The 26,167-nt window shown below is 63.8% G+C and carries 30 protein-coding genes and 1 tRNA gene; 22 read left to right on the top strand and 9 right to left on the bottom strand.

The window, feature by feature from the left end:
- Positions 1–66: 66 nt before the first annotated feature.
- Positions 67–756, top strand: a complete 690-nt coding sequence (locus NDO55_RS08405) for a YiaD family glycine zipper/OmpA-like lipoprotein (RefSeq protein ID WP_252114253.1) — start codon at positions 67–69, stop codon at positions 754–756.
- Between the two features lie 64 nt (positions 757–820).
- On the opposite strand, the gene NDO55_RS08410 is transcribed toward NDO55_RS08405, so the two are convergent.
- Both NDO55_RS08410 and NDO55_RS08415 read right to left on the bottom strand, forming a co-directional pair.
- Positions 821–1,282, bottom strand: a complete 462-nt coding sequence (locus NDO55_RS08410; RefSeq protein WP_252114255.1) for a nucleoside deaminase — start codon at positions 1,280–1,282, stop codon at positions 821–823.
- A gap of 35 nt (positions 1,283–1,317) precedes the next feature.
- Positions 1,318–1,611 (bottom strand): hypothetical protein, encoded by a 294-nt coding sequence (locus tag NDO55_RS08415; RefSeq protein WP_252114257.1) that lies wholly within the window; start codon positions 1,609–1,611, stop codon positions 1,318–1,320.
- 196 nt (positions 1,612–1,807) lie between these two features.
- Between NDO55_RS08415 and rpmB the strand changes: the two genes are divergently transcribed.
- Positions 1,808–2,098: a 50S ribosomal protein L28 gene (rpmB, locus tag NDO55_RS08420; protein WP_252114258.1), complete on the top strand. Its 291-nt coding sequence runs from the start codon at positions 1,808–1,810 to the stop codon at positions 2,096–2,098.
- A gap of 6 nt (positions 2,099–2,104) precedes the next feature.
- Here the strand turns inward: rpmB and NDO55_RS08425 are convergent, their stop codons facing one another.
- Positions 2,105–3,031, bottom strand: coding sequence for an esterase-like activity of phytase family protein (locus NDO55_RS08425; RefSeq protein ID WP_252114260.1), 927 nt, complete (start codon positions 3,029–3,031; stop codon positions 2,105–2,107).
- A 141-nt stretch (positions 3,032–3,172) separates the two neighbouring features.
- Positions 3,173–4,996: a cobaltochelatase subunit CobT gene (gene cobT / locus NDO55_RS08430; RefSeq protein ID WP_252114262.1), complete on the bottom strand. Its 1,824-nt coding sequence runs from the start codon at positions 4,994–4,996 to the stop codon at positions 3,173–3,175.
- A 277-nt stretch (positions 4,997–5,273) separates the two neighbouring features.
- On the opposite strand from cobT, the gene NDO55_RS08435 reads away from it, so the two are divergent.
- Entirely contained in the window at positions 5,274–7,031 is a 1,758-nt protein-coding gene (locus tag NDO55_RS08435; RefSeq protein WP_252114264.1) for a M10 family metallopeptidase C-terminal domain-containing protein, read from the top strand.
- 88 nt (positions 7,032–7,119) lie between these two features.
- Here NDO55_RS08435 and cobS read toward each other — a convergent pair whose 3' ends face one another.
- On the bottom strand, positions 7,120–8,124 hold the full coding sequence (cobS, locus tag NDO55_RS08440) for a cobaltochelatase subunit CobS (RefSeq protein ID WP_252114266.1): 1,005 nt from the start codon (positions 8,122–8,124) through the stop codon (positions 7,120–7,122).
- A 131-nt stretch (positions 8,125–8,255) separates the two neighbouring features.
- Here cobS and NDO55_RS08445 point away from each other — a divergent pair, with 131 nt between their 5' ends.
- The 4 genes from NDO55_RS08445 (at position 8,256) to NDO55_RS08460 (ending at position 10,807) form a co-directional block, all read left to right on the top strand.
- Positions 8,256–8,609: a DUF1428 domain-containing protein gene (locus tag NDO55_RS08445; protein ID WP_252114267.1), complete on the top strand. Its 354-nt coding sequence runs from the start codon at positions 8,256–8,258 to the stop codon at positions 8,607–8,609.
- On the top strand, positions 8,606–9,073 hold the full coding sequence (locus NDO55_RS08450; protein WP_252114268.1) for a VOC family protein: 468 nt from the start codon (positions 8,606–8,608) through the stop codon (positions 9,071–9,073). Before NDO55_RS08445 ends, NDO55_RS08450 begins: the two co-directional genes overlap by 4 nt.
- Positions 9,074–9,151: 78 nt before the next feature.
- Positions 9,152–9,892: an SIMPL domain-containing protein gene (locus tag NDO55_RS08455; RefSeq protein ID WP_252114270.1), complete on the top strand. Its 741-nt coding sequence runs from the start codon at positions 9,152–9,154 to the stop codon at positions 9,890–9,892.
- Between the two features lie 54 nt (positions 9,893–9,946).
- Positions 9,947–10,807 (top strand): oxygenase MpaB family protein, encoded by an 861-nt coding sequence (locus NDO55_RS08460; RefSeq protein WP_252114272.1) that lies wholly within the window; start codon positions 9,947–9,949, stop codon positions 10,805–10,807.
- Here the strand turns inward: NDO55_RS08460 and NDO55_RS08465 are convergent.
- A complete protein-coding gene (locus NDO55_RS08465; RefSeq protein ID WP_252114274.1) occupies positions 10,804–11,391 on the bottom strand; it encodes a J domain-containing protein in 588 nt (195 codons plus the stop codon). The two genes, NDO55_RS08460 and NDO55_RS08465, sit on opposite strands and share 4 nt — an antisense overlap.
- Positions 11,392–11,420: 29 nt before the next feature.
- Between NDO55_RS08465 and NDO55_RS08470 the strand changes: the two genes are divergently transcribed.
- The 3 genes from NDO55_RS08470 to NDO55_RS08480 are packed head-to-tail and all read left to right on the top strand — an operon-like array spanning position 11,421 to position 13,470.
- On the top strand, positions 11,421–11,699 hold the full coding sequence (locus NDO55_RS08470) for a BolA family protein (protein ID WP_252114276.1): 279 nt from the start codon (positions 11,421–11,423) through the stop codon (positions 11,697–11,699).
- Entirely contained in the window at positions 11,696–12,586 is an 891-nt protein-coding gene (locus NDO55_RS08475; RefSeq protein WP_252114278.1) for a pirin family protein, read from the top strand. Before NDO55_RS08470 ends, NDO55_RS08475 begins: the two co-directional genes overlap by 4 nt.
- A complete protein-coding gene (locus NDO55_RS08480; RefSeq protein ID WP_252114280.1) occupies positions 12,583–13,470 on the top strand; it encodes an alpha/beta fold hydrolase in 888 nt (295 codons plus the stop codon). Before NDO55_RS08475 ends, NDO55_RS08480 begins: the two co-directional genes overlap by 4 nt.
- On the opposite strand, the gene NDO55_RS08485 is transcribed toward NDO55_RS08480, so the two are convergent.
- Positions 13,462–14,502 (bottom strand): DUF2332 domain-containing protein, encoded by a 1,041-nt coding sequence (locus NDO55_RS08485; protein ID WP_252114282.1) that lies wholly within the window; start codon positions 14,500–14,502, stop codon positions 13,462–13,464. The two genes, NDO55_RS08480 and NDO55_RS08485, sit on opposite strands and share 9 nt — an antisense overlap.
- Before the next feature lie 29 nt (positions 14,503–14,531).
- Here NDO55_RS08485 and nusB point away from each other — a divergent pair, with 29 nt between their 5' ends.
- Both nusB and NDO55_RS08495 read left to right on the top strand, forming a co-directional pair.
- A complete protein-coding gene (gene nusB, locus NDO55_RS08490; RefSeq protein ID WP_252114284.1) occupies positions 14,532–14,975 on the top strand; it encodes a transcription antitermination factor NusB in 444 nt (147 codons plus the stop codon).
- 97 nt (positions 14,976–15,072) lie between these two features.
- Positions 15,073–16,077, top strand: coding sequence for a hypothetical protein (locus tag NDO55_RS08495; RefSeq protein ID WP_252114286.1), 1,005 nt, complete (start codon positions 15,073–15,075; stop codon positions 16,075–16,077).
- On the opposite strand, the gene NDO55_RS08500 is transcribed toward NDO55_RS08495, so the two are convergent.
- Positions 16,074–17,012 carry an alpha/beta hydrolase gene (locus NDO55_RS08500; protein ID WP_252114288.1) on the bottom strand — a complete coding sequence of 313 codons (939 nt, stop codon included), beginning with the start codon at positions 17,010–17,012 and terminating at the stop codon, positions 16,074–16,076. The two genes, NDO55_RS08495 and NDO55_RS08500, sit on opposite strands and share 4 nt — an antisense overlap.
- A 36-nt stretch (positions 17,013–17,048) precedes the next feature.
- Here NDO55_RS08500 and thiL point away from each other — a divergent pair, with 36 nt between their 5' ends.
- The 10 genes from thiL (at position 17,049) to nhaA (ending at position 25,159) form a co-directional block, all read left to right on the top strand.
- Positions 17,049–18,026, top strand: a complete 978-nt coding sequence (gene thiL, locus NDO55_RS08505) for a thiamine-phosphate kinase (RefSeq protein ID WP_252114290.1) — start codon at positions 17,049–17,051, stop codon at positions 18,024–18,026.
- Between the two features lie 196 nt (positions 18,027–18,222).
- On the top strand, positions 18,223–20,343 hold the full coding sequence (locus tag NDO55_RS08510) for a sodium-translocating pyrophosphatase (RefSeq protein ID WP_252114292.1): 2,121 nt from the start codon (positions 18,223–18,225) through the stop codon (positions 20,341–20,343).
- A gap of 114 nt (positions 20,344–20,457) precedes the next feature.
- Positions 20,458–20,676 (top strand): translation initiation factor IF-1, encoded by a 219-nt coding sequence (gene infA / locus NDO55_RS08515; protein WP_147042814.1) that lies wholly within the window; start codon positions 20,458–20,460, stop codon positions 20,674–20,676.
- A 15-nt stretch (positions 20,677–20,691) separates the two neighbouring features.
- Positions 20,692–21,267 carry a Maf family protein gene (locus tag NDO55_RS08520; protein WP_252114294.1) on the top strand — a complete coding sequence of 192 codons (576 nt, stop codon included), beginning with the start codon at positions 20,692–20,694 and terminating at the stop codon, positions 21,265–21,267.
- Positions 21,260–22,168: a ribonuclease E/G gene (locus tag NDO55_RS08525; protein ID WP_252114296.1), complete on the top strand. Its 909-nt coding sequence runs from the start codon at positions 21,260–21,262 to the stop codon at positions 22,166–22,168. The genes NDO55_RS08520 and NDO55_RS08525 overlap by 8 nt, the downstream gene beginning before the upstream one ends.
- The gene (locus tag NDO55_RS08530) at positions 22,158–22,337 is read left to right on the top strand and encodes a DNA gyrase inhibitor YacG (protein WP_252114298.1); all 180 of its coding nucleotides are present in this window, start codon (positions 22,158–22,160) and stop codon (positions 22,335–22,337) included. Before NDO55_RS08525 ends, NDO55_RS08530 begins: the two co-directional genes overlap by 11 nt.
- A 44-nt stretch (positions 22,338–22,381) precedes the next feature.
- Positions 22,382–22,457 (top strand) — tRNA-Phe (locus NDO55_RS08535).
- Between the two features lie 84 nt (positions 22,458–22,541).
- The gene (locus NDO55_RS08540) at positions 22,542–23,459 is read left to right on the top strand and encodes an NAD(P)/FAD-dependent oxidoreductase (protein ID WP_252114300.1); all 918 of its coding nucleotides are present in this window, start codon (positions 22,542–22,544) and stop codon (positions 23,457–23,459) included.
- Entirely contained in the window at positions 23,456–23,815 is a 360-nt protein-coding gene (locus NDO55_RS08545) for a thiol-disulfide oxidoreductase DCC family protein (RefSeq protein WP_252114302.1), read from the top strand. Before NDO55_RS08540 ends, NDO55_RS08545 begins: the two co-directional genes overlap by 4 nt.
- 60 nt (positions 23,816–23,875) lie before the next feature.
- A complete protein-coding gene (gene nhaA / locus NDO55_RS08550; protein WP_252114304.1) occupies positions 23,876–25,159 on the top strand; it encodes a Na+/H+ antiporter NhaA in 1,284 nt (427 codons plus the stop codon).
- Here nhaA and NDO55_RS08555 read toward each other — a convergent pair.
- Positions 25,156–26,142 carry a cupin-like domain-containing protein gene (locus tag NDO55_RS08555; protein ID WP_252114306.1) on the bottom strand — a complete coding sequence of 329 codons (987 nt, stop codon included), beginning with the start codon at positions 26,140–26,142 and terminating at the stop codon, positions 25,156–25,158. The genes nhaA and NDO55_RS08555 overlap by 4 nt on opposite strands.
- Between the last annotated feature and the right edge of the window lie 25 nt (positions 26,143–26,167).

Consider the following 26,167-nt stretch of genomic DNA (forward strand, 5'->3'; position numbering starts at 1 on the left):
GGAACCGAAACGACCCCAGCGGACTTGGCATGGGTGACAGTTCAGATTCCTCAGAGGGAGATATTCATGCGTTACAAGAAGCAACTCACGGCGCTGGTCATTTGCGCCGGCATGGGCACGGCCGCCTGCACCACCGATGGTGTGACAGGCGAACGCCGTATTTCGACGGAAGCCGCGGTCGGCACCGGTGCCGGTGCCGTGCTCGGCTACCTGCTCGGCGACCTTGTCGGCGGTCGCAATGACCGTACGGCCAAGATTATCGGTGCCGGTGTCGGTGCCGTCGCCGGTGGTGCGGTCGGTGCCTATATGGATCGTCAGGAACAGAAAGCCCGCGCGGCCACCCAGGGCACCGGCGTCGACGTCGTGCGCGAAGGCGATAACCTGCTGCTGCGCATGCCCAACGAAGCGCTGACTTTTCCGGTCGACAGCGCATCGATCCAGCCGCAATATTATAACACCTTGAACGAGATCGCCTCGGTCCTAGTCGAATATGAATCGACCTATATCGACGTGCTCGGTCACACCGATTCGACCGGTTCGGATGCCTACAACCAGCAGCTGTCGCAGCGTCGCGCCCAGTCGGTCGCCGACTATCTGGCCGGCCAGGGCGTTGCCCGCGCCCGCATGGCGACGCTCGGCTATGGCGAGACCCAGCCGATTGCAGACAACTCGACCGAATATGGTCGCTCGCAGAACCGCCGCGTGGAAATCCGCGTCGTGCCGGTGACGCAGGACGACGTGCAGGGCGGCTACTAAGCCAAGCTGACATCTCGTCGGAGATTGAGGAGCCCCCGGGCAGCGCATGCTGGCCGGGGGTTTTTCATGTCCGGCGCGCCGCGAAAAAGTCGCGAAGCTGCGCGGCGGCGTCCTCTTCCCCCATCCCGCTCATGATATCGGGACGGTGATGGCAGGTCGGCTGCGTATAGAGACGCGGCCCGTGCAGGACGGCGCCTCCTTTTGGGTCTTCGGCCGCAAAATAGAGCTTGGAAATCCGCGCCAGCGAGATCGCACCGGCACACATGGCGCAAGGCTCGAGGCTGACCCACAGGCTGCACCCGTCAAGCCGCTCGCTACCGAGCTCGGCGGCCGCCGCACGCAAGGCAATGATCTCGGCATGACCGCTGGGATCGCGGTTCCGCCGCATCCGATTTTCGCCCTCGCCGATCGTCTTGCCGGCCGCGTCGACCACGACTGCGCCGACGGGCACCTCGCCCGCCTCGGCTGCAGCGGCAGCCAAATCGAGCGCACGGCGCATCGGGTCGGGAAGTGGAAATCGGGTCATGGTCCCAACGCAGCTACTGCGTCAGGGCCCGCCTGTCACGGGGCTGTGACCGCGGGCTCCTCGTCTTGATCTTCGTCGGTCGGCATGTCGTTGGATGACTGTTCGGATGACGCCGACGGGGAGCCGTCGCTTTTGTCGCCGGGAGAAACGGTCCCTGCTTCGACTGCAAAACGATCGTCACCTTCCTGCATGCGATCGATATCCTCCTCGACAGCGCGGCTGGCCTCCTCGCCGTCCTTTACGCCGGGCGCAGGATCGACAACGCCCGTTGCCAAGGCCAATCCCACGACTGCTATCAGCAGAATCAGAATCGCCAGCAACGCGCGCAATGTTTCCTCCTATCGGGTAATTGTGACACCCGCCCCACCGGGTGATGTGGCAGGATAACGCGCCAACATATGTCGGGTTGCCGACGTTACGGTGCTTTAACGTGCGAATCGGTTGACCTGTCGTGGGTTAGCGGTTAGTTGGACGCGCTTTCAGAGGGTCCTTCGGTGGATTCTCCAAGACCACAGGATAGAAATTATGTCGCGCGTCTGCGAACTGACCGGCAAGGGCCGGCTGGTGGGCAACAATGTTAGCCACGCCAACAACAAGACCAAGCGGGTCTTTCTGCCCAACCTGCAGAATGTCACGCTGCTGAGCGAAACCCTCGACCGTCGCGTCAAGCTGCGCGTGTCGACCAACGGTCTGCGTTCGGTCGAACATGTCGGCGGCCTCGACAATTGGCTGCTCAAGACCAGCGACGACAAGCTCTCCGCCAAGGCTGCCAAGCTGAAGCGCGAAGTTGCGAAGGCCAAGGCCGCGCAGGCCTAAGCCGGCTTAATCGCTCGACAGGCCCTCGGGCCATCCATCAGGCGCGACGTCGAACCGGACCAGCAGGCTCCGGAGCGGCGCGCGCCTGTTGTCGTCGGTGACGACCCAGACTTCATAGCCGCCACCCGCTTTGGCGCGCACTGCCAGGCCTTCCGCATTGTCGAACCGGCCGAGCGGCAGTGGCTGTAACTCGCTCACTTCGACGGCATCCTCACCGACATCGGCAGCGGCCACGAAGGCGCGCATTCCAAACAATCCGAACTGCCGCAGCAACAATAAAGGCTGGTCGCTGCCAGGCCATCGCGCTGCGCCCGTCACGCTGTATCGCGCGCCACGGACTTCCAACTCGCGCGGTTCGTTTTCCAGCGACAGCGCGACATCGCCAAGCTCGCCGAATGCGATGGCGGGGTCGCCCGCAAGCAGCGCCTCGACCCCACGATTGCGTTTGAAGAGGTTGGCAATTCTCACATCCGATTCTAGCGCGCCGTCCGCTCGATAATCAGCGACACGATGGTCGCCTTCGAAGGCGATGCGGAGCCTGTCCCCATCAACAAGGATGGCCTCGGAATCACGGGACAGAGGTTCTGGCATCAACACGAGCGGCCGCAACTCAAGCGATTCGGCATGAGGCCCGGGCGGCGTGAAGCGATGGACCACCCCGCTGTCGGACAGCGTCACCAAATTCTCGCCATCGAATTCGAGCCCGGAAAAGCCGCCCATCCACCAGCCGCCGCGCTCGATCTGCCAGGCCGCGCCGACAGTCCAACCACTCGGTAAGTCGCCCTCGATCGATACCGAACGTAGCGACACCTGCTCGACCGGCTCGGGCAATGGCGTTGCCGGGCGGACATGGTTTCGGTGTGCATAGGTGATCGTCGCCGCGAGCAAGACGGACAGCGCGACGCGCTCCAGATTCATGAACCAATGCTGCATGTATTATTCAGTTTCGATTGAGAACCGTTCTGGCATAAGCATTTGCATAGACAGGGTTTTCCCCTTTTCCCTGTCCCAAAATTCCCTCGCGTCGCGTAACGAGGGAGGCCCGGCAGGACCCGTTCCTGTCGGGCCATCTTTTTATCGGATATCGGTGTCGAACAAGGCTGCCAACTGTTCGATCAGCACGCCGCCCAATTGTTCGGCATCCATAATCGTCACGGCCTTCTGGTAATAACGCGTCACGTCATGCCCGATCCCGATGGCAGCCAGCTCTACCGGCGATTTGGTTTCGATCCAGTCAATGACCTGCCGCAAATGGCGCTCGAGATAGGTGCCGCCATTGGCCGAACCGGTCGAATCGTCGACCGGCGCGCCATCCGAAATGACCATCAGGATGCGTCGCTCCTCGGGCCGCGCGAGCAGCCGTTGGTGCGCCCAGATCAGCGCCTCGCCGTCGATATTCTCCTTGAGCAGCCCTTCGCGCATCATCAGGCCCAGTGGCCGGCGCGCATGGCGATAAGGTTCATCGGCTTTCTTGTAGATGATGTGACGCAGGTCGTTGAGCCGCCCCGGATTGGCCGGGCAGCCCGCCGCCCGCCAATCCTCGCGCGACAACCCGCCCTTCCAAGCGCGCGTCGTGAAGCCGAGGATTTCGGTCTTCACCCCGCACCGTTCCAGCGTGCGCGTCATGATGTCGGCGCAGATCGCTGCAATCGAAATCGGCCGTCCGCGCATCGAGCCCGAATTGTCGATTAGCAGGCTGACGACAGTGTCCTTGAATTCGGTATCGGTCTCGATCTTGTAGGACAGGCTGTGGGTCGGCGAGACGACGACGCGGGCAAGGCGCGCGGCGTCGAGCATTCCCTCTTCCTGGTCGAAGGCCCAGCTGCGCTGCTGCTGCGCCATGAGGCGGCGCTGCAAGCGGTTGGCGAGCCGGGTGACGACGCCCGCAAGACCGGACATCTGGTTGTCGAGGTAGGCGCGCAGGCGATCCAGCTCGTCGGCGTCGCACAACTCCTCGGCATGGATGATCTCGTCATGACTGTCGGTGAAGACGCGATAACCGGCACTCGGCGCGTCGGCCCAGTCGGGTCGGGCGCCCTGGCGCGGCTGCTGCCCGTCTTCCATGTCCTCGCCGCCATCGGGCGGGGCATCGCTGTCATCGGGATCGCCGCCGGATTGCTCGTCGCCTTCACTTTCCTCGCCGCGCTGGTCGGCCTCGTCGTCGTCCGCGCCCGAATCCTCGTCCTCGCCTTCATCTTCGGACTGGTCCTCGTCGGCATCCTCGTCGCCATCATCCTCGGCGTCCTCGGGATCTTCGGCCTCGCCATCTTCCTCGCCGAGATCGAATTCGAGATCGTGGAGGATCTTGCGGACGAGTGCGGCAAAGGCCTGCTGGTCGTCGATCGCATCGATGAGAGCGTCCAAGTTCTCGCCCGCCTTGCCTTCGACATGCTTGCGCACGAGTTCGACGCCCTTGGCGCCGCTTTCGGGCACGGGCTTTCCGGTTAGCCGCTCACGCACCATCAGCCCGACAGCGACCTCTAGCGGCACCTCTTCCTTGGTGCGTGCGCGGGCGATCGCGCTGGTCCGCGTGCGCGCCGAGACATGAGCGTCGAGATTGTCGGCGACGCCAGGAAATTCGCGCGTACCCAGCGCCTCGACCCGCGCCGTCTCGATCGCGTCGTAAAGCGCGCGTGCTTCGATATCGCCGGGCGCGGTCGCGGCATGCACCGCCTGGTCGTGAAAGCGCTTCTTGAGCGCCATCGCATCGGCTGCCCCGCGCGCTTCGGCCACCAGCCGCGGCGCCATGTCGCGGCCGGGCGAGGGCACCTTGCCCGGCGCTGCATCGGGGCGGCCATGATCGGCAAAGGCGATCTCAAGCGCTTCATCGCGCGCCAAGGCACGCGCAGCGCCGACGAGCGCGCGGCGGAATTTGTCGAGTTGGTCGGTATCGGCCATTGCCGTCCATGTGGCCGTGGCAGCGGGCGAAATCAATCTGTCCCGAATCCGGTCACGCTGTCCGAAATCGGGAAAACTCTTCTAAATGTCGGGCAGGCAACGCGAAATCGTGTTCTTCCGGACACGCTCTCGCGCCGAAGCTGCAAACATGGTTACTAAATTCCTACCCAAACTTGACGAAAGCCGAATTCCGCCGCCACGCTGCGAATCACAAGAGGGGCGCGCCCATGCGTATCGGGCGCGTTTTTGTATGTCCTAGTTGGGGAGCAAAGACGGAATGGCCACCAAGAAGAGCTATACGAAGACGTCGGACGATCACGTCCACAATCATAACGAGCATGGCGTTTGCGCCTGTGGGCACCGGTTCGAAGACCGCCCCGATCGCTTTGAAAATGTGAGCGATGAACCACAAGAGTTTAATCTCGACCCGTTTGCCGGGTTCACCTTCCGCGATAAGCCTATCCTCGACCAACAAGGCATTATCGACCAGATCGACAGCGGCACGCGGATGCCGGGCGCCGATGATGGCGTGATCACCTACAGCTTCAATGCGAACACCGCGGCTGGCTGGCTGCAGTCGGGACACTTCCCCGGTCGCTTCAAGACCGAGGATGGCGACTTCTTCAACATTAGCGGCGGCACCGACATGTCGAGCCTGAGTGCAGCGCAGCAAGATGCGGCGCGCATCGCTTTTCAGATGTGGGACGACCTCATCCCGCAGCAATTTGTCGAAGTGAATGGTCGCGGCTCAGGGGTTGCCGACATCATCGTGGCCAACTCGGCCGATCCGGCACAGGCCTTTGCCTACTTCCCCGGCGAAATTCAGGGCTGGTGGGACGGCTATCGCGGCGACGTGTTCATCACCGACCCGGCGCTCAACTGGACCAACGCATGGTTCACCGACGGCGGCTATGGCAACACCGTCTTCGTTCACGAATTCGGTCACTCGCTCGGCCTGTCGCATCCGGGCGCCTACAATGGTGCCGGCGCGACCAATTATGAAGACCAGGCCGAATATGCGCAGGACAGCACGCAATATTCGATCATGTCCTATTGGAGCCCCGGCGAGACCGGTGCGCGTGTGATTGCCTGGGACAGCTTCACCAATCACAATGCCCAGGGCCCGATGCTCCACGACATCCTGACGATCCAGTCGATCTACGGGGCTGATCCAGACACGCGCGCCACCGATACGGTGTACGGCTTCAACACGAACACCGATTTGTGGGTCTTCGACTTTGAGCAGAACCCGTATCCGTTCATTTCGCTGTACGATGCGGGCGGTGAAGACACGATCGACATGTCTGGCTTCACCAGCCTTGGCAACTTCCTCGATCTCCACGCCGGTTCGTTCAGCTCGATCGGCGACGGTTTTGCGTCGGAGGAACTGGTCAACACGACCCGCGCCGAGATCAGCGAGCTGATCGGCTTCGACATTGGCGGTTACAGCCAAGGCTCGATCAATGCGATCATGTCCAACTTCATGGTCGCCAACGCCAACAGCATCCAGGCTGATACCGGCGTTTCCGGTGTCTTCGCCTCGAACTATTCGAACTTCTCGATCGCCTATGGCACGACCATTGAGAATGCGATCGGTTCGAGTGGCCGCGACGTCATCTGGGGCAATGAAGTGTCCAACATGATTGATGGCGGTGCCGGCGACGATGTCATCGACGGCTATGAAGGCGCGGACATCATCAATGGCGGTTCGGGCGCCGACGTCCTCACCGGCGGCGAAGGTGCCGATACGTTCGACTTCGACCATATCGAAATCGGCGACATCATCACCGACTTCGATGCCAGCGAAGGCGACATGATCGACCTTTCGGGTATCGGCGAAGCGGCAGGCGTGGACCTCACCTTTGTCGGCGATGCCGACTTCACCGGCACGGCCGGCGAGGTGAACTACCAGAATGGCGTGCTGTCGGCTGATGTCGACGGCGACGGCGTTGCCGACTTCCAGGTCACGCTGGAAGGCATGCCCGAATTCGACATGGCGCAGATCATGCTCGATGCAGGTGGCGGCGGCATCTAGGCCCTCCTCACCAAGCAAGAAGAAACCCCGCCCGGCATTGCCGCGGCGGGGTTTTCTTTTGTCCGGCCAATCGTTGGCGCGGGTTGTCTTAGGCGCGGTGGGCGACGCTTTCGGGCAGATCCTCGCCGAAGACGCGCTGGTAATATTCCGCAATCACCGGGCGCTCGGCCTCGTCGCACTTGTTGAGAAACGAGACGCGGAAGGCATAGCCGACATCGCCGAAGATGAGCGCATTCTGCGCCCAGCTGATGACGGTACGCGGGCTCATCACGGTCGAGATGTCGCCGTTGATAAAGCCTTGGCGCGACAGGTCCGCCACCTTGATCATCTTCGAGACGACTTCCTTGCCCTCAGGCTTGTCATATTCGCCCGATTTGGCGAGCACGATCTGCGCTTCGGTTTCTGCCGGCAGGTAATTGAGAGTGGTGACGATATTCCAGCGGTCCATCTGGCCCTGGTTGATCGCCTGCGTGCCGTGATAGAGACCAGTCGTATCGCCAAGGCCGACCGTGTTGGTCGTCGCGAACAGGCGGAACGCCGGATTGGGCCGGATTACGCGATTCTGGTCGAGCAGGGTCAGCTTGCCCTCGGTCTCCAGCACGCGCTGGATCACGAACATCACGTCGGGGCGACCGGCATCATATTCGTCGAACACCAGCGCGACGGGATGCTGCAGGCACCAGGGAAGCAAACCTTCCTTGAACTCGGTGACCTGCTGCCCGTCCTTGAGGACGATGGCGTCGCGGCCGATAAGGTCGATACGGCTGATATGCGCATCGAGGTTGATACGGATGAGCGGCCAGTTGAGGCGCGCTGCGACCTGTTCGATATGCGTCGACTTACCCGTGCCGTGATAGCCCTGGACCATGACGCGGCGGTCATGCGCAAAGCCCGCCAGGATGGCCAGCGTCGTGTCCGGGTCGAACACATAAGCCGGGTCGGTATCAGGGACGCGCGGGTCAGCCTTGGAGAAAGCCGGGACCTTCATGTCGCTGTCGATGCCGAAGACGTCGCGGACGGAAACTTCGGTATCGGGGGCGGCAAGCACGGTCTCGCCGACCGTACCCGTGGGCGCGTTGGTGATATCGTTCATGGGGCCTGACTTAAGGGCTTAGCCGCCGCGCCACAATGGCGGACTTTGGGCCAATTCGGATCGGCCGGGCCCCACTGGTGCCGACTCCATGCACTCTGATATGCGTCGGCACGCACAAGAGGAGAGCGACGATGGCCTATATAGACGGTTACCTGATCCCGGTCCCCGAAGGAAAACTCGACGCCTATCGCGAGATGGCCGAGAAAATGGCGCCGCTCTTCAGGGAATGGGGCGCGACCCGTGTCGTCGAGACGGTCGAGGAGGATTGCCCGCCCGGCAAGCAGAATGATTTCCACACCGCCGTCCTGGCCGAGGATGGTGAGAAGACCATCTTCAGCTGGGTCGAGTGGCCCGACAAGGACACGCGCAATGCGGGCTGGGCCAAGATGGAGGAGTGGATGAAGGACAATCCGCCAGCCGGTGAGCCGCCCTTCGACGGCAAGCGGATGATCTATGGCGGCTTCGCGCCGATGCTCGATCAATGAGCGATCTCCAGGCCTGCCTCTGGCTCGATGCCGACATTGCCGAAGCCGCGCGCTTTTACGCCTCGGCTTTCCCCAATAGCGAGATCCGCTCGATCGATCCCGCGCCGGCCGATTATGTCGGCGGCAAGAAAGGCGATCCGATCACGGTCGACATGACCATTTCCGGACGCAGCGTGATGCTGTTGGCCGGCGGCGAGCATTTTGCCCCGACCCCGGCCAGCAGCCTGATGCTCGTGACCGAGGACCAGGCGGAGACCGACGCCGCCTGGAATGCCCTGCTGGAGGCGGGCGGCCAGCCAATGGCCTGCGGCTGGATCACCGACCATTACGGCTTTGCCTGGCAGATTACCCCGCGCCGCCTGCTCGACCTGCTCGGCGATGAGAAGACAGCTGCAGCGGCCTTCGCTGCGATGCAGGAAATGGCGAAGATCGACATTGCCGCGCTGGACGCTGCGGTCGGCTGAACGCATCCAAGCGCGCTTTTCGGGCGTATCTACTTCGACGAAGCGGCAGCAAAGCCGCGCGCCAAGAGGAGTAGACATATGCGTTCCCTTGCCCTGATCCCCCCGACCATGCTTGCCGCCTGCAGCCAGGCCGAGGCCGACCCGCGCGGCGTCGACCGCGACGAAACCCTGCTGACCGTTAGCGCCACCGGACAATCCGAGAGCCGCCCCGACGAAGCGCGCTTCTCGCTGGGCGTCGAGACCATCGCGCGCAGCGCCGAGACCGCGAGCCGCCTCAATGCCGAAAAGATGCAGGAAGTGATGGCCGCGCTCGCCGAGTTCGAGATTCCAGAAGACAAGATGCAGACGAGCAACCTGTCGGTCGGCCGCATCGACTATGGCCCCAATCGCGGTCGCTATCGCGCCTACAACATCCTCGCCGTGCGCATGAGCGACGTCGACCGCGCCGGCGATGCGGTAACCGCAACCACGAACGCCGGCGGCAATCTCGTCTCGGGTCCGCAGCTCACCCAATCGGACCCCGAAGCGGCCATGAAGGCCGCATATGCCGACGCCTATAACAATGCCCGCCTGCGTGCCGATGCCTATGCCGAAGCCGCAGGGCTGCAGGTCAGCCGCATCCTGACCATCCGCGATGGCGGCAACGGCTACCGCGACGGCGTCTATTCGATGAATGATGCCATGGTCAAACAGGCAGCGACGGCCCCGCCCCCGCCGCCTCTCGTGCGCACCCAGAACGTCGCGCCCTTCCAGCCGGGCACGAACCAAAGCCGGGTCAGCGTGACGGTCGCCTTTGCGCTTAAACTTGCAACGTCCTGAGGTCGCCAAAGGGCCGGATGGCGCGCGCCGCCGTCCGGCCCTATCCTCCCCGACATGCCGCGCTTCCAACCCACGGAGACCGTTCGCCTCGCCATCGTCGAGCAGGTCCGCGCCCTGTTCAACGACCAGACAAGGGGCGAGAAGCCGGTCCCGCCATCAGACGATGCCTGGTTCGAGAAAGACAGCCCCATCCGGCTCGTCCATGCCGACATTATCGGGATGATGGTTGGCGGCATCAGGGGGCTGATGCTGCAGATGCTCCACCCCGAAGCATTGCAGGGGGTCCTCGACCATTCGGATTTCAGGAACGACATGCACGGCCGCTTGCGGCGCACCGCGCGTTTCATCGCGGTCACGACCTTCGGGCATCGTGATGATGCGCAAAAGGCCGTCGACCGGGTCAATCGGATTCATGCTGCGGTCGGGGGGACGCTGCCCGACGGCACCCCCTACACCGCCAGCGATCCGGAAACGATTGCCTGGGTCCATGTCGCCGAAGCGCGCAGCTTCCTTGCCGGCTACATGCGTTACGTCGCCCCGAATTGGCCGCGCGAAAGCCAAGACGAATATTATCGCCAATTCGCCCTCATTGCGCGCAAGCTGGGTGCCGACCCCGTTCCCGAAACGGTGGCCGAGAGCGACGCCATCTATCGTGACCTCCGCCGCGACCTGCGCACCAGCGCCGCCGCCAAGGACGTCGCGCGCCTCGTGTTGTCGCAGCGTCCCAAGGGCACCCCCGTCGCATTGCAGCGCATGATCGGCGCGGAGGCTGTCTCGATGCTGCCCGATTATGCGCGCACCATGCTCGATCTCGACAAGCCCCGCCTCTCGGCGTTGCCAGCCCGGCTCGGCACCAAAGCTGCTGCGCAGACCCTGCGCTGGGCCTTCCGCCAGGGTTATCGCACACCGGCCTAAGCCGCGAAGGCCTTGCTCGCCTTCAACCGCTGAAAAGCGTCGATCACGGCGCGGAGCCGGGCTTCGTGGCGACGGTCCCCGCCATTGCGATCGGGATGATATTGCCGGACGAGCTTGGCGTAGCTCTTGCGCACATCGTGGAGCTGCGCGTCATGGCCGAGGCCGAGGACATGAAGCGCTTCCTGCTCGCTCGCCGAAAAGCGCGACCGTTGTTCGGCCGCGCGCAAATTGGGATTGCCGCGAAAGCGCGCGGCGATGGCGTCCAGGGGATCGTCGAAATCGGCCCATGCCGGGCCCGGGTCGCCAGACTTGGCAAAGGCAAAGCGGCGACTGCCGGCCTCGCGCTTGGGGATGGGCGAGGTTTCCTCGGCAATTTCGTCGGGGCTCATGCCTTCGAAATAATTGTAGGCGGAATTGAACTGGCGAACATGGTCGAGGCAGAACAGGCGAAATTCGCCCGGCCCGTCGAACGTACTGGGTGTCAGCGGCGCACGAAACTCGCCCGCTTCCGCGCAACCGGGAACGGCGCAGGTCTGGGCTGCATCCTCGATGCGCCCGTGAAATTTCTCGTATCGTTTGGCCATAAGAGGGAAGTCGTGCGTATATGGGAAATATGAGCGAGGAATCCACCGTCAGTGCCGAAATGATCCGCCGGCTGCGTAATGCGCTGCGCCCGATCAACATGAAACTCAACAATGACAGCGCAGCCCATGCCGGCCATGCCGGCGACGATGGGTCGGGTGACACGCACTGGTCGCTGGATATCGAGAGCGCACAGTTCGAGGGGCTGAATCGCGTCGCGCGGCAACGGCTCGTCTACAAGGCGCTGGGCGATCTCATGGACAATCCAATCCACGCGCTGCAGATCAAGGCGAGGGCACCGGGAGAATGAGCATGGATGATGTGGTGAGAGAGATCGAACCGACGGTGCACGACCTTGGCAGCTTCAAGGTCCGCCGCGTCCTGCCGAGCCGCCCGCGCACCATGGTCGGCCCCTTCATTTTCGTCGACGAATTCGGCCCTGCGCAGATGGAAACCGGCCAGGGCATGGACGTGCGGCCGCACCCGCATATCAACCTTGCAACCGTCACCTATTTGTTCGAGGGCGCGATTCATCATCGCGACTCCATTGGCAGCTCGAAGGTCATCCGCCCCGGCGCGGTGAATCTCATGACCGCCGGCAAGGGCATCGTCCATTCCGAGCGCAGCCCGCAGGAAGAGCGCGATGCCGGTCCGCGCCTCTACGGCATGCAGACCTGGCTCGCGCTGCCCGACGGCAAGGAGGAGATCGACCCCGCCTTCGACCATGTCCCCGAGAGCGAATTGCCGCTCATCGAGGACGGCAATGCTTCGGCGCGTGTGCTGATGGGGACGCTGTGGGGCGAGACAGCCGGCACGCCGCAGCACAGCCCGACCATCTATGCCGATATCATGCTGGCCGGCGGTGCTATGCCGATCGATGCCGAAGCCGACGAACGCGCGATCCTCGTCACCGAAGGCGAGATGGCGCTGGATGGCGATGCGCTCACCCCCTTCACGCTCTACGTGCTGGCGCCCGGCCATGCCGCGACACTGACCGGCCATGGACGCGCCATGCTTCTGGGCGGCGAGGCTTTCTCGACCAAGCGGCATGTCTGGTGGAATTTCGTGAGCTCGGACCGCGAGCGGATCAACCAGGCCAAGGAAGACTGGAGCGCAGGCAAGTTCCCCAAGGTGCCGGGGGACGAGAAAGAATGGATCCCCATTCCCGAAGTGCCCAAGACGGTCAGCTATCCGTGAAGACCGAACGGATAGCACTCTCTACCGGCGTAACCCTCAATGTCGCGACGGCGGGGCCCAAAGATGCGCCGCCCGTCTACCTGCTCCACGGCTTTCCCGAGTCCCATCGCACCTGGCGCGGGGTCATGCCGATGCTGGAAAAGGATTTCCGGCTCGTCATGCCCGACCAGCGCGGTTTTGCGGGTTCGGACAAGCCGCACGACCTCGACGACTATCGCGTCGACAAGCTGATCGCCGATTTGCTCGCGCTGGCCGATCATCAGGGTCACGACAAATTTGCGCTCGTTGGCCATGACTGGGGCGGCGCGGTCGCTTGGGCGGCGGCGCTGCGCGGCGGACCGCATATCGAGCGCCTCGCGATCTGCAATTCACCGCATCCGCTCGTCTACCAGAAGTCGATCATCGACGATGAGGCCCAGCGCGCGGCCAGCCAATATATCCGCCGCTTCCGCGAAACCGGCATGGAAGACCGCATCCGCGAGATGGGGCTCGACACCTTCTTCGAGAAAAGCTTCTCGCCCCATGTCGACCTCGCCGCGATCCCCGACGAAGAGCGCGCGACGTATCTCGAGGATTGGAGCGGCGACGGCGCCTTGGAAGGCATGCTCGCCTGGTACCGCATGAGCCCCATCCTCGTGCCCGCCATGGACGAGGATGATGTCGCCTATCCCGAATGGATGATGTCGGGCGTGCCGACGATCCGTATTCCCACCGCCGTCGTCTGGGGCATGGACGATCCGGCCTTGCTGCCCTGCCAACTGGACGGACTCGAAGAACTGGTCGACGACCTTTCCGTCACTCGGATCGAACGCGCCGGCCATTTCGGCATCTGGTCGCATCCCGTACCGTTCGGAAAAGCGCTCCACGCCTTCCTGTCAGGCTAGCCACTCCATCCAGCCGCCATGCGCGTGAGCCCGGGCGAGTTCGACGCGCTCTGCCTTGCCCGGCCATGCCGTGACATGCAGGCGATGCTTGAGAATGGTACGGTCGCCTTCCAGCTCGACCCAGGCCAGCGGCCGCTGCGGCGTTGCCTTGGCGCCCGCCTCTTTCATCGCCAGCCGGATTCGTGCCTGCGTCTCAGGCGGCAGATACTGCCAAACCAGCGAATGCATGAGGACGCGCGTCACGCCTTCCTCCTGCGGCGCTGCCAGCCGTGCCTCGACGAAGTCGGCGGCGTCTGCCTGTACGACCTGCGGCGGGTCGTCCTCGGCAAACGCGAACACGGCCTCCAGCCGGGCCATGCGCTCGGTCATCTCGGGCCAGACGTAGGCGGCCAGCTTCACCTGCCCCTCGCGCGTGCCGATGCCGATCGGCGCACGGTCGCAGCCTGTCGTGGAGACGATCTCGACCGGTACATCGGGTGGCGCATTGCCGGTCCATTTGGGCGCGAGGCGGACCGGGCTGTCTGCGGGCCCTTGCGCTGCCCCGCCAAGCTCGATGCGGAAGCGATCGATCATCAGGTTGATCCCTCCCGAGGAACCGATTTCGATCAGCTCGAACTTGGGACCGTATCCCTCGCCCGCCAGCCATTTGAGGCCGGCCATCAGTCCGGCACTGCGCCCCGCTTCATTGGTCTGCGGCGGGCCGTCGAGCCATGGCAGGATCGCCTCCTGCCGCTCGGCGATGACTGCGCCGATCGCCTCCTCGACTTCCGCGCGGGTCAGCTGCGCCGCATAAACGGGCGCCAGCTGCGGTTCGTCATTGGCGAGGTGCAGCGCGTGGATACCGCCAGCTACACGCAGCGGCACGACGTCTTTCAAGGGGTCGCCCGTCCAACCGAACACCCGCTTGCCGAGCGCGCTTTGCGGGTCGAGCCGGTCGAACACCGCCTTGCAGATCGTCGCCGTCAAAGGTGCCCCGTTGGCGCGGCAATAGTCGACCTGGTTGGCGAAGGCTTCCTTGACGCTGGTTGTCATGGGACGAGATTTCGCGCAAAGGGCGCACCATGTCGAGATCGAAGTCCCGCAGCGCCGCGCGCCTCGCCGCCGTCCAGGCCCTCTACCAGCAGGAAATGGAAGGCACGCCGACCGCGCAGCTGATCCACGAATTCCACGAGCATCGCATCGGCGCGACCATCGAGGACGCGACCTATATCGAGGCCGAAGTCTTCTTCTTCGACGACATCGTCGCGGGCGTGCTCGCGCGCAAGGACGATCTCGACGAACGCATCTCGGCCAAGCTCGCCGAGGGCTGGAGCCTCGAACGGCTCGACCGCCCGATGCGCGCCATCCTGCGCGCCGGCACCTACGAGTTGGTCGCCCGCGTCGACGTGCCGCGCGCCGCCGTGATCGACGAATATGTCGATGTCGCCGACGCCTTCTACGACAAGAAGGAAAAGGGCTTCGTCAACGGCCTGCTTGACGCCATCGCCAAGGAAGCGCGCGCCTAGTTCGTCGAACCCAGCGCGTCGTTCGTCGCGAACGGCGATGACAGTTGTAGTCACATCATTAGCGTCAGCGATATCCCATCCGAACGGAGTATCGTTTATGTTGACGTTGATTGCCGCGCTGTCCCTGGCGACCCCTGCAAGTTGCGCTGGCCTGGACATCGCCGATTGCGCTGCGACCGAACATGGCATCGTGATCGGTGCGGGCGAAGATGCAGCCGAATACCTCACAGTCATCGACGAAGCCGCGGTACGCTTCAGTCGCTATTTCTCGGCGCCGGAGCAGCCGACTGCGGTCGTAATCGGCGGGCAGATCGAGCCCGGACTCAACGCCGAGCTGCAACGCGCAGGGTTCCGCCCGCTTCCCTGGCTGACCAATGCCGACAAACGCGCGTTCGCCATTGAGCAGATGCGGAGCCAGTTCGAGGAACAGCTCGGCCATCTGGGCGAGACAATGGTGGAACAGGCAATGGCCCAGGCATTGCCGCAGCTAGACGCCGCCTTGCCTCAGCAAAGCGTAGAGAAGGCCAGTGGGGCGCTGGCCCATGAAATCGCCCACGGTTTCCTGATCTCGCTCTGGGGCCGACCAGCCGAAGCGCGTGACGACGGCAAGATCGGATATGGATCGGCCGGACCCGACTGGCTCGACGAGCTGGCTGCGGTGACAGCAGAAAACGACATCCTGCTCGATCAGCGGCGGGAAGCCTTCCCCGACGCCTGGACCGCTGAGGCAAGCGAAGAGGCGCTCTATCCGCTGCGCGACTATCTCAGCATGGACCACCCGCTGCTCGAGCGCGTCGCCATGACCCGCGAAGCAGCCCGCGAACAGGGATCGAGCGTCCGCGTCTTTTCGGGCGCGGAGGCAGAGGAGCTGCTGGGCGAGAGCAATCCGGTACGCTTCTACGTCCAGTCGCTCGCCTTTGCAGACTTCCTGATCGAGACGAGCGGTGACGAGACGGTTCTGGGCCGCATCGCACTGGCCCTGCGCGTCGGCTCGTTCGAGCAATATCTGGCGGTTAATGATGACGGCCTGCCGCGCAGCGTGGATGCGCTTGAGGCGGCCTGGAAAGCATGGGGCGACGCACGCGCGTCGCGTATCTCCTAGGGGTCCTTGCGGTCGAGAAAGCCGAGCGGGATGTCGACCCGCTCGCGCCATGCATCCTCGTCATGTTCGGTGCCGGTGTAGCGGCGGCTCTCGTAATTGGGGAGCGCCCAGCCGAGTTCCGCGACCATCGCGTCGAAGGCGTCGAAGTAAGGCGGGTAGAAGCGGTCCAGCGTGCCCGTGCCATGGTCGACGTAGAGACGGTTTGTTGCAGGGTCGAAGTCGGACGCTTCGAGATAAGCGCGCCAGGCCGCCATCGTATCGCGAATATTGTCGGCGACGACCGCCTCGTCTTCGCTCGGCAATCCTAGCGGCAAGTGGACCGACAACCCCGCAGCTTGACCGAAAATGTCGGGATGTTCGGCAATCGCATAGATGCTCATCAGCCCGCCCATCGAAGAGCCCATAACGGCCGTATCCTCCGGCCCGGCCAGCGTCGCATAATTGCGGTCGACATAGGGTTTGAGCGTGCCGGTCAGGAAAGCGAGATATTCATCGCCCATCAGGTCTTGGCGGCGCACCTCGCTGACGTCGGCCAGATTGCCGAGCCGCACGAAGGTCTCGTCGCTGATGCTGCCCTCCAGCTTCTCGGGGAAAAGCGCCTGCCAGCGCTGCGCCGGGCTTTCGATCCCGATGACGATCCATTCGCGCAGGTCTCCGCGCGCGGCCAGCCGCGTGATCGCCTCGTCCATCCCCCATTCCTTGTTGTAATTGGTGAGCGTGGGATCGAAGAGATTCTGACCATCATGCATGTAGAGGACGGGAAAGCGCTCGCCTTCCTCGCGGGTCGCATAGCCATCGGGCAGCCAGACCCAGACCTTGTCGATCCCCAGCGCCTCGGCCTCGTCCATCACCATGTAGGTGACCTGCCCGGCCGACACATTGGCCGGCGGCGGCGGCAAGGTCGCGGCGGCAAGCGACAGGGCAATACTCAACATTGGCAATTCCTTCCCCTCATGCGATTGCTGGCGACCATGACGGCCCCAGCCCCTTCCGACAAGTCGATCGAACAGCAATTGCTGGAGCGGTTGCGCGAGATGGCCGATGCACCCGCGGCTGCGGGCCTTGTCGATGATGTCGCGCATCTGGGCGGCCTCGTCCTGACCCACGATACGATTGCCGAGGGCGTCCATTATCGCCCCGAAGACCCGCCCGAGAGCGTCGGGTGGAAGCTGGTCGCGGTGAACCTGTCCGACCTTGCCGCCAAGGGCGCCGAGCCTACGGGCGCCCTCCTGTCGCTCGCGATCGGCGATGCGCCCGACAAAATGCTGCCCGGCGAATGGGAAGAGCGTTTCCTCGCCGGGGTCGCGGTAGCCTGTGAAAGCTACGACCTCCCGCTCCTCGGCGGTGATACGATTGCCTTGCCCGAAGGCGCGCCCCGCGTGCTCGGCATGACCGCCATCGGAAAGTGCGCCGATGCGCCCAAGCGCGATGGCGGACAAGAGGGCGATGTGCTGCTTCTGGTCGGAACGCTGGGCGATGCGATGGCGGGCCTTGCCTTGCTCGCTGAAGATGAGAAGGCGTCGGGCACGTTAGTGGAGGCCTATCGTCGCCCAGTTCCCTTACTAGCTGCCGGTCGGACGCTTGCACTTCACGTCCACGCGATGATGGACGTATCAGACGGCCTGCTCCTCGATGCAGCGCGGATGGCACAGGTGAGCGGGCTTGCCGTCGAGATCGATCTGGCGGCCCTGCCCCTGAGCGATGCGTACCTGGCTGCGCGCGGCGACAATCGCGAGGCGCGGCTGTTCGCAGCGACGGGCGGCGATGATTATGCCCTGCTTGCGGCAATTCATCCCGAAAAGCTGACAAAGGTAACGTCTCTTTTACCTTCCAAGTCCATGAAAGCAGTGGTCGGACGATTGGTGTCCGGCACCGGCATCAGTCTCCGCGACGGAGACGCGCCGGTCGAACTGCCCGAAAGGCTTGGCCATGAGCATCGTCCTCAATGACCCGCGTCGACTGTCGATCGCCATCGCCGGCCTGCTCTCGGGCTGTGGCAGCGCGCTCTTCTTCTCGCTGATCTAATTCCCCTCACGAAAAGTCCCGCCATCGTCATGGGTTGCGCATCGCGACCATGTCGTTACACCTGTTGCCCTAAACAGGAGGGGGCACTTCCGTTGCCCTCTAAATTTTGGGGGTTTTTCAATGGATTTGGTTTTGATCGCGATCGCCTGCGGCGTCGTAGCATTGCTTTATGGCATCATTACCGCGCGCCAGGTGCTTGGGGCACCGGCGGGCAATGAACGCATGGTCGAAGTGGCCGGCGCTATCCAGGAAGGTGCCAAGGCCTACCTGAAGCGTCAGTATACGGCCATCACCGTGGTCGGCGTCATCGTCGCCATCCTCGTCCTTTTGTTCCTCGGCTGGGTTGCCGCCATCGGCTTTGCCATCGGCGCCATCCTGTCGGGCGTTGCCGGCTTCATCGGGATGAACGTGTCGGTGGGTGCCAACGTGCGCACCGCCGAAGCCGCGCGCTCTAGCCTGCAGAAGGGCCTCACCATGGCGTTCCGTTCGGGCGCTGTGACCGGCCTGCTCGTGGTCGGTCTGGCGCTGCTCGCGATCGCGGGTTTCTTCGCCTATCTTATCGGCCCGGCCGCCAAGGCTGCCAATGCGGACGACGTGATCATCGGCATCACCGCGCTGGCGCTGGGTGCCTCGCTCGTGTCGATCTTCGCGCGTCTCGGCGGCGGTATCTTCACCAAGGCCGCCGACGTCGGCGCCGACCTCGTCGGCAAGGTCGAGGCTGGCATCCCCGAGGACGACCCCCGCAACCCGGCCGTGATCGCCGACAATGTGGGTGACAATGTCGGCGATTGCGCCGGCATGGCTGCCGACCTTTTCGAGACCTATGTCGTCACCGTCGGTATCACCATGGTGCTGACCGCTTTGCTGCTCGGCAGTGCGGCAGGCGACCTTCTGGTCCCACTGATGGCGCTCCCGCTGCTGATCGGCGGCGCGTGCATCATTACCAGCGTCATCGGCACCTTCGCCGTCAAGCTGTCGGGTAACAGCACCAACGTGATGGGCGCCATGTACAAGGGCTTCATCGTCTCGGCGCTGCTCGCCATCCCGCTCATCTGGTTCGCCACGCGCCACGCGCTGGGTGACATGAACGCAGTGATCGGTGGCGGCAATGTCGCCGAGTTTACGGGTGTCGACCTGTTCTGGTGCTCGATGCTGGGCCTTGCCGTGACCGGCGCCATCATCTGGATCACCGAATATTATACCGGCACCAATTACCGACCGGTGAAGTCGATCGCCAAGGCCTCGGAAACGGGCCATGGCACCAACGTCATCCAGGGCCTCGCCATCAGCCTCGAAGCGACCGCGCTGCCGACCCTGCTATTCACGGTCGGGATCGTCGTTGCCTACCAGCTCGCCGGCCTGATGGGCCTTGCCTATGCCGCCACCGCGATGCTGTCGCTGGCCGGCATGGTCGTCGCCCTCGACGCCTATGGTCCTGTCACCGACAATGCCGGCGGCATTGCCGAAATGGCAGGTCTCGACGACAGCGTGCGTGAGAAGACCGACCTTCTCGACGCAGTCGGCAACACCACCAAGGCCGTCACCAAGGGTTATGCCATCGGTTCGGCCGCGCTTGCCGCGCTGGTTCTCTTCGCTGCCTACACGACCGATCTGCGGAAATATTTCCCCGATCTGGACGTGAATTTCAGCCTCGAGAATCCGTACGTCATCGTCGGCCTGCTGCTGGGCGCGCTGCTGCCCTACCTCTTCGGTGCGCTTGGCATGACCGCGGTAGGCCGCGCTGCGGGCGACGTCGTCATCGACGTGCGCCAGCAGTTCAAGGACAAGCCGGGCATCATGGATGGTTCGGAGCGCCCGGACTATGCCAAGACCGTCGACCTCGTGACCAAGGCCGCGATCAAGGAAATGATCGTCCCGTCGCTGCTTCCGGTGCTCGCGCCGGTCGTGGTTTACTTCGTGGTGTCTGCTGTCGCGGGCCAGGAAAATGGCTTTGCGGCGCTGGGCGCCCTGCTCCTCGGCGTTATCGTCAGCGGCCTTTTCGTCGCCCTGTCGATGACTTCGGGCGGCGGTGCCTGGGACAATGCCAAGAAGTATATCGAAGACGGCAATCACGGCGGCAAGGGCTCGGAAGCCCACAAGGCCGCGGTCACCGGTGACACGGTGGGCGACCCGTACAAGGATACCGCCGGTCCGGCGGTCAACCCGATGATCAAGATCACCAACATTGTCGCGATCCTCCTGCTCGCGGCGCTGGCGGGTGCCGGTAACGGCCTGATCTAGTCTGTCGGAACCGACAAGTAAGGCGGGGGCGTCGCGTTGACGCTCCCGCTTTTCTTTTGAGGCGCTTCCCGCTAAGAGCCGCCTTCCACACCAACCACGTGCAAAGGATCTCAATTGGCCAAAGAAGAACTTCTCGAGATGCGCGGACGGGTGGTCGAGCTGCTGCCGAATGCGATGTTCCGCGTCGAGCTGGAGAACGGCCACGAAATCCTCGGCCACACGGCCGGCAAGATGCGTAAGAACCGCATTCGCGTCCTGACGGGCGACGAAGTGCTGGTCGAACTCACGCCCTACGACCTCACCAAGGGGCGCATCACCTACCGCTTCAAGTAAGGGCTTCCGAAGCCCGTGAAGCTCGTTCTCGCCTCGGCCTCGCCCCGACGCCGCGACCTGTTGGCGCGCATCGGCGTGACGCCGCACGCCATCGATCCCGCCGACATTGACGAGGATCCGAAGCCCGGCGAACTCCCCAAGCCCCATGCCGGCCGGCTCGCCAGCGAGAAGGCGGCTGCCGTCGCCGCGCGCCATCCCGATGCTTTGGTCCTCGCCGGCGATACGGTCGTCGCAGTCGGCCGCCGTATCCTGCCCAAGGCCGAGGACGAGCAGACACTGCGCGAATGCCTCGCGCTACTTTCGGGACGACGCCACCGCGTCTTCACCGGCATCGCCGCCATCGCGCCCGATGGCCGCAAATGGGAAAAGGTCATCGAGACGATCGTCGCCATGAAGCGATTGTCGGCAGAGGAAATCGATACCTACGCCGCCATGACCAACGAATGGATGGGCAAGGCGGGCGGCTATGGCCTGCAAGGCTATGGCGAGGTTTATGTCCGCTTCATCCATGGCAGCCATTCCAATGTCGTCGGCCTGCCGCTGGCCGAGACGCGCAACATGCTCAAAGCCGCTGGATACGATCTTGCCTGACTGGTTCATCGAACGCGGTATTGGCGAGACGCGCGCAGCGCGGCTCGATGCGGCTGGCGAGATTGTCGAGGCGCGCATCCGCCGCGATGGTGTGACACCCGCCGGCGCCGTCCTCGAGGCCAAGCTGATCGCGATTGCGCCGCGCGTCACCGTGGAAGCGAATGGCGAAACCTTCTTCCTGCCGCGCGGTGCCAGCGGGATCAGCGAAGGCGCAACCATGCGCGTGCGCGTGACCCGCGAAGCGTTGGGCGGCGCGGAGCCGTGGAAACGCGGCATTGCGGTGCAGACCGACGAATACCCCTGCGAAGCGCCGCCCCTCGCGGACGGTGTCGAGGGACGGATCGAGGCATGGGACGATTTGCTCGAAGACGCACGCACCGGCCTCGTCGATTTCGACGGCGGGCAGCTGCGCATCGAACCCACTGCAGCCATGACCATGATCGACGTCGATGGTTGGCTGGTGCCCGACAAGTTGAGCCAGATGGCTGCCTGGGCCAGCGCCCGCGCCATTCGCCGCCTCGACCTTGGCGGTTCGACGGGCATCGATTTTCCCAGCCTTGAGGGCAAGGAAGCGCGCCAGCAGGTCGGCACTATCCTCGACGACTATCTCGAAAAACCGTTCGAACGCACCGCAATGAACGGGTTCGGCTTCGTCCAGGTCGTCCGCCCCAAGGAACGCGCCAGTTTGATCGACCTCGCGCAGGAGCGCGCATCGTTCGAAGCCCGCGCCCTTCTCCGCCGCGCCGAAACGAGCGTGGGCGCCATCACCATCCATGCCCATCCCGCCGTGATCGCCGCGCTTCGCCCCGAATGGATCGCGGCGCTCGAGAAGCGAATCGGCGGGACGGTCGCCTTGAATGCGACGCCCGGTCTCGCCATGTCTGGCGGACATGCCCACTAAGTCCCAGACATGCCCCGTTTGCGCCAAGCCTTCGGCCAAGGCGTATCGCCCCTTCTGCTCTCGCGGGTGCAAGGATCGCGACCTCTTGAACTGGCTTGGCGACGGCTATCGCATTCCCGGTCCGCCCGCAGTGCAAGAAGGGGTGGACAGCGACGGCGAGGGCGGTTAGACGGCCCGTCGCTGCACCGCATAACCTTGCGGTTTCAATGGCACGCCTAGGTAGCTCAGTTGGTAGAGCATGCGACTGAAAATCGCAGTGTCGGCGGTTCGATCCCGTCCCTAGGCACCATTACCTTCCCAAAAATCCGCATGAATGAAGGACCGTCTTTCGGTCCCCTGTTCGTTGGCGCGTGGAGCGCTTACCTCGCAGCGCATGAATATCGCGATCATCGGTGCCGGCATGGCCGGGCTCTCCTGCGCGCACGCGCTGATGCGGGCCGGTCATGATGTGCGGCTGTTCGACAAGGGGCGCGGCCCCGGTGGACGCATGTCGACGCGCCGCACGGTGCAGGATGGCGAGACGCTGCGCTTCGATCATGGCGCGCAATATTTCACCGTCCGCGACCCGAAATTTGCCGCGACAGTCGCTGAGTGGGAAGAGGCCGGCATTGCGGCGCGCTGGCCGGTCGCCGGCGAGGACGCCTTTGTCGGCACCCCCGCAATGAATGCGCCCGTCAAAACCCTCGCCGAAGCGGCAGACGTCCAATTCGCGACCCGCATCGACACTGCCAACACGAGCGATGGCAGCTGGATTCTGTCGGACATGGAGCAGCCTTTCGATGCCCTTATAATCGCCGTACCCGCCGAACAGGCGGCCGAGGTGGCTGCACCGCTTCATGCCGACTTCGCGAAGATTGCTGTCGAAACCGTGTCCGACCCCTGCTGGACAGTGATGGCCAGTTTCGCCGACCGCCTGCCTCACGCCGATATTCTGCGCGAACAGGGTGCCATCGGTTGGGCGGCGCGCGACAGTGCCAAACCCGGCCGCGCGCCCGGCGAGCGCTGGGTGATCCAGGCGACGCCCCGATGGTCGCGCGATCATATCGAGGCCTCGCCCGAGGATATCGCGCCGGAATTGCTTAGCCACTTTGCCGCTGCGATCGGCGTGCCGCTTCCCGACCCCACCTTCCTCACCGCGCATCGCTGGCGTTTCGCCCGGTCGGGCAATAGCGGCGACCGATTCCTCTGGGACGAAGAGATCAAGCTTGGCTTGTGCGGGGACTGGCTTGCAGGGCCGCGCGTCGAGGCCGCTTGGCTGTCGGGACTGGCGCTGGCAGAGGCGATCGGATGAGCAAGCTGACGATTTGGTATGACGGCGCCTGCCCGCTATGCCGGCGCGAGATCGCGTTCATGCGGAGGCTCGACCGGCGCGGCCGCATCCATTTTCACGACATCGCGGCTGACGAGGACCCGTCCTGCCCGGTCGATCGCGCGGACCTGCTCGATCGCTTCCACGCGCGGGAAAATGGTCGCCTCTATCACGGCGCACAGGCCTTTGCGGCGATGTGGCGCGCCATCCCCTGGCTGTGGCCATTCGGGCAACTGGCCCGCCTCCCGATCATCTCCCACCTGCTCGAGCTTGCCTACCGCGGGTTCCTCCGACTTCGTCCGCGCCTCGTAGGCTGGCTCGGCGGTCGCGAGGCTTGAGACCGACTTTTTCGACAGAAAGCCATCGACTAATAGGGCCCTGCCTGTTTATCAGGCGCCATGGCTAAAACTCCGCAACAAGTCCAAGCCGAGGAAAAGCGCGCAGGCCTCGTCCTGATCGGCGCCGCGCTGCTCGCCCTCATTGCCGCCAATTCCCCGCTTGCCGAGGCCTATGAGAGCCTCCTCAAGTTCAAGTTCGGCCCCGAATGGCCGCGCTTCGGGGTGTTCAGCGTCGAATATTGGGTGGTCGACGGATTGATGGCCATCTTCTTCCTGCTCGTCGGACTCGAAGTGAAACGCGAATGGTTCGAAGGCCGCCTCGCCAACAGCCAGGCACGCCGATTGCCGATCATCGCCGCAATCGGCGGCATGGCGGTGCCCGCACTCATCTATGTGCTGGTGATCGGCTTCGATCCCGACCGCATGAATGGCTGGGCCATCCCTGCGGCCACCGACATCGCCTTCGCGATCGGCGTGCTCGCCATCCTCGGCCGGTTCGCCCCGCCGGCGATCAAGCTGCTGCTCGTCACCATCGCGATCGTCGACGATATCGGCGCGGTGATCATCATCGCCTTGTTCTACACGGCGGACCTCAACACCTACGCATTGGGCGGGGCGCTCGCGGTCGGCGCGATCATGGCGACGATGAGCCTCTACGGCGTGCGCAAGCTGCGCTGGTTCCTGATCGGCTTTGCCGTGCTGTGGTACCTCACGCTTGCCAGCGGCGTGCACGCGACCATTGCCGGCGTCCTCGCCGCACTGACCATCCCGCTCGGCCAGGGCGAGAAGAAGTCGCCACTCCGCCAGCTCGAACATGACATCCACCCCTGGGTGATGTTCGGCATCGTCCCGATCTTCGGTTTCGTCGCCGCAGGTGTGGCGCTGCCCGACAGCTTCGCGGCCCTGTTCGCGCCGCTGCCGCTCGGCATCATGCTGGGCCTCTTCATCGGCAAGCAGATCGGCGTGTTCGGCTTCATCTATGCGGCCTGCAAGTTGCGCCTCGCGGCGCGCCCCCGCGGTACGCGTTGGGCACAAATCTATGGCGCCGCCGTGCTGTGCGGGATCGGTTTCACCATGAGCCTGTTCATCGGCGGTCTCGCTTTCCCCGATCGTCCCGATTTGGTCGACGCCGCCAAGATCGGCACCTTGTCGGGCTCCCTTCTCTCGGCGCTGACAGGATACCTCATCCTGCGTTTCACGCCGCCGGTGGCAGCCCGCATGGACGATACCGAGAAATCGGGCGAGGTTTTCTGCGCCGACGATACGATGGGCGATGAGAAGACGAGCCGCGACAAGGCCAAGGAAGCCAAGCGCGTCATGCGCGGAACCGTCTCCGAAGACTAGAAGCGGCTGTCGCTCGGATAGCCGCTCAGGAAGTCGTTATCCGCGGCGAAGTTCGTGAAACTCATCGAGATGGAGAGGTCGAGCGCCTCGACATGATGCCACCAGCCGATCGGCAGGAAGATCGCCTCGCCCGGCCCGATGGTGGTTTCCAGCAGCGGCGGCAGCGCGGGATCCTCGACATCCCAATCCGTGGGCTCGCGACCCGAAAAGCAGTGCACGAAATTGCGCATACGCGCGACGTCCCAGCTCGGCACCATCCGCACCTTCTTGCGCCCCTTCACCTGCACCAGAAGGTTGTTGGTGAGATCGTGATGGAAGGGCGTCAGGGTGCCCTTCGGCCCGAGCCAGAAGAAGCCGTCATTCTGCCCACTGGCCTGCAGGATCGAGACGGGGCCGAGATCGTCCCATAACGCCGCGAGCGAGCGCTTGTTGGTGCTGTCATTATAGGCGGTGACGTAGAAATCGTTGGACGGCGTGTCGCCAAGTTCTTTCAGCCTCGCGATGATCTCCTTCATCGGCACGACATTGCGATGGCGACCCTTGTCGAGCTCGTAATCGGCCTCGCTCTCGCGCCGTTCCTGCATTTCTACACGCTGGGCGCCGACCTTGGCATCGAGATAATCGAGATCCCATTTGTCGAGCGCATCCCAATGATCGACCAGCCCGGTAAGCTTCACCGGCAGGTTGGCGGCGTAAAATTGCTCGAAGAAATCAGCAGGCTGCGGATTGTCGGTCGTCGGGATGGTCAGCCCTTCGGCCCGCTCTCCCGCCAGCTTGCCATACAAGCCCAAAGTCCAGTCGCGTTTGGCGATCCGCCGCGAGGCGCGGAGCAGCGCGCTGGCATATGGGTCCTTCTCCAATCGCTTCAGCTCATAATCGGCCTTGGCCGGCGAGGCACCCGCCTCGACTAGCTTCTGGCGCAGTGCCGCTTCGTCCGCTCCGTCGAGCAGCCCCTCGGCGATCAATTCCTTCACATTGGCCATGACGTGCGGCCTAGCAAAAGGACCG

The sequence above is a fragment of the Sphingomicrobium sediminis genome (assembly GCF_023805295.1).
GTDB classification, from domain to species: Bacteria; Pseudomonadota; Alphaproteobacteria; order Sphingomonadales; family Sphingomonadaceae; genus Sphingomicrobium; species Sphingomicrobium sediminis.

Coding starts and splice junctions, on each gene's coding strand:
- cobS (WP_252114266.1), bottom strand. CDS start 8,124: ATGAACGATATCACCAACGCGCCCACGGGTACGGTCGGCGAGACCGTG.
- NDO55_RS08510 (WP_252114292.1), top strand. CDS start 18,223: ATGGATTTGGTTTTGATCGCGATCGCCTGCGGCGTCGTAGCATTGCTT.
- thiL (WP_252114290.1), top strand. CDS start 17,049: ATGACGGCCCCAGCCCCTTCCGACAAGTCGATCGAACAGCAATTGCTG.
- NDO55_RS08540 (WP_252114300.1), top strand. CDS start 22,542: ATGAATATCGCGATCATCGGTGCCGGCATGGCCGGGCTCTCCTGCGCG.
- NDO55_RS08410 (WP_252114255.1), bottom strand. CDS start 1,282: ATGACCCGATTTCCACTTCCCGACCCGATGCGCCGTGCGCTCGATTTG.
- NDO55_RS08455 (WP_252114270.1), top strand. CDS start 9,152: ATGCGTTCCCTTGCCCTGATCCCCCCGACCATGCTTGCCGCCTGCAGC.
- NDO55_RS08405 (WP_252114253.1), top strand. CDS start 67: ATGCGTTACAAGAAGCAACTCACGGCGCTGGTCATTTGCGCCGGCATG.
- NDO55_RS08500 (WP_252114288.1), bottom strand. CDS start 17,012: ATGTTGAGTATTGCCCTGTCGCTTGCCGCCGCGACCTTGCCGCCGCCG.
- NDO55_RS08450 (WP_252114268.1), top strand. CDS start 8,606: ATGAGCGATCTCCAGGCCTGCCTCTGGCTCGATGCCGACATTGCCGAA.
- NDO55_RS08445 (WP_252114267.1), top strand. CDS start 8,256: ATGGCCTATATAGACGGTTACCTGATCCCGGTCCCCGAAGGAAAACTC.
- NDO55_RS08425 (WP_252114260.1), bottom strand. CDS start 3,031: ATGCAGCATTGGTTCATGAATCTGGAGCGCGTCGCGCTGTCCGTCTTG.
- nhaA (WP_252114304.1), top strand. CDS start 23,876: ATGGCTAAAACTCCGCAACAAGTCCAAGCCGAGGAAAAGCGCGCAGGC.
- NDO55_RS08530 (WP_252114298.1), top strand. CDS start 22,158: ATGCCCACTAAGTCCCAGACATGCCCCGTTTGCGCCAAGCCTTCGGCC.
- NDO55_RS08465 (WP_252114274.1), bottom strand. CDS start 11,391: ATGGCCAAACGATACGAGAAATTTCACGGGCGCATCGAGGATGCAGCC.
- NDO55_RS08545 (WP_252114302.1), top strand. CDS start 23,456: ATGAGCAAGCTGACGATTTGGTATGACGGCGCCTGCCCGCTATGCCGG.
- cobT (WP_252114262.1), bottom strand. CDS start 4,996: ATGGCCGATACCGACCAACTCGACAAATTCCGCCGCGCGCTCGTCGGC.
- NDO55_RS08470 (WP_252114276.1), top strand. CDS start 11,421: ATGAGCGAGGAATCCACCGTCAGTGCCGAAATGATCCGCCGGCTGCGT.
- NDO55_RS08475 (WP_252114278.1), top strand. CDS start 11,696: ATGAGCATGGATGATGTGGTGAGAGAGATCGAACCGACGGTGCACGAC.
- NDO55_RS08555 (WP_252114306.1), bottom strand. CDS start 26,142: ATGGCCAATGTGAAGGAATTGATCGCCGAGGGGCTGCTCGACGGAGCG.
- NDO55_RS08435 (WP_252114264.1), top strand. CDS start 5,274: ATGGCCACCAAGAAGAGCTATACGAAGACGTCGGACGATCACGTCCAC.
- rpmB (WP_252114258.1), top strand. CDS start 1,808: ATGTCGCGCGTCTGCGAACTGACCGGCAAGGGCCGGCTGGTGGGCAAC.
- NDO55_RS08460 (WP_252114272.1), top strand. CDS start 9,947: ATGCCGCGCTTCCAACCCACGGAGACCGTTCGCCTCGCCATCGTCGAG.
- NDO55_RS08485 (WP_252114282.1), bottom strand. CDS start 14,502: ATGACAACCAGCGTCAAGGAAGCCTTCGCCAACCAGGTCGACTATTGC.
- NDO55_RS08495 (WP_252114286.1), top strand. CDS start 15,073: ATGTTGACGTTGATTGCCGCGCTGTCCCTGGCGACCCCTGCAAGTTGC.
- nusB (WP_252114284.1), top strand. CDS start 14,532: ATGTCGAGATCGAAGTCCCGCAGCGCCGCGCGCCTCGCCGCCGTCCAG.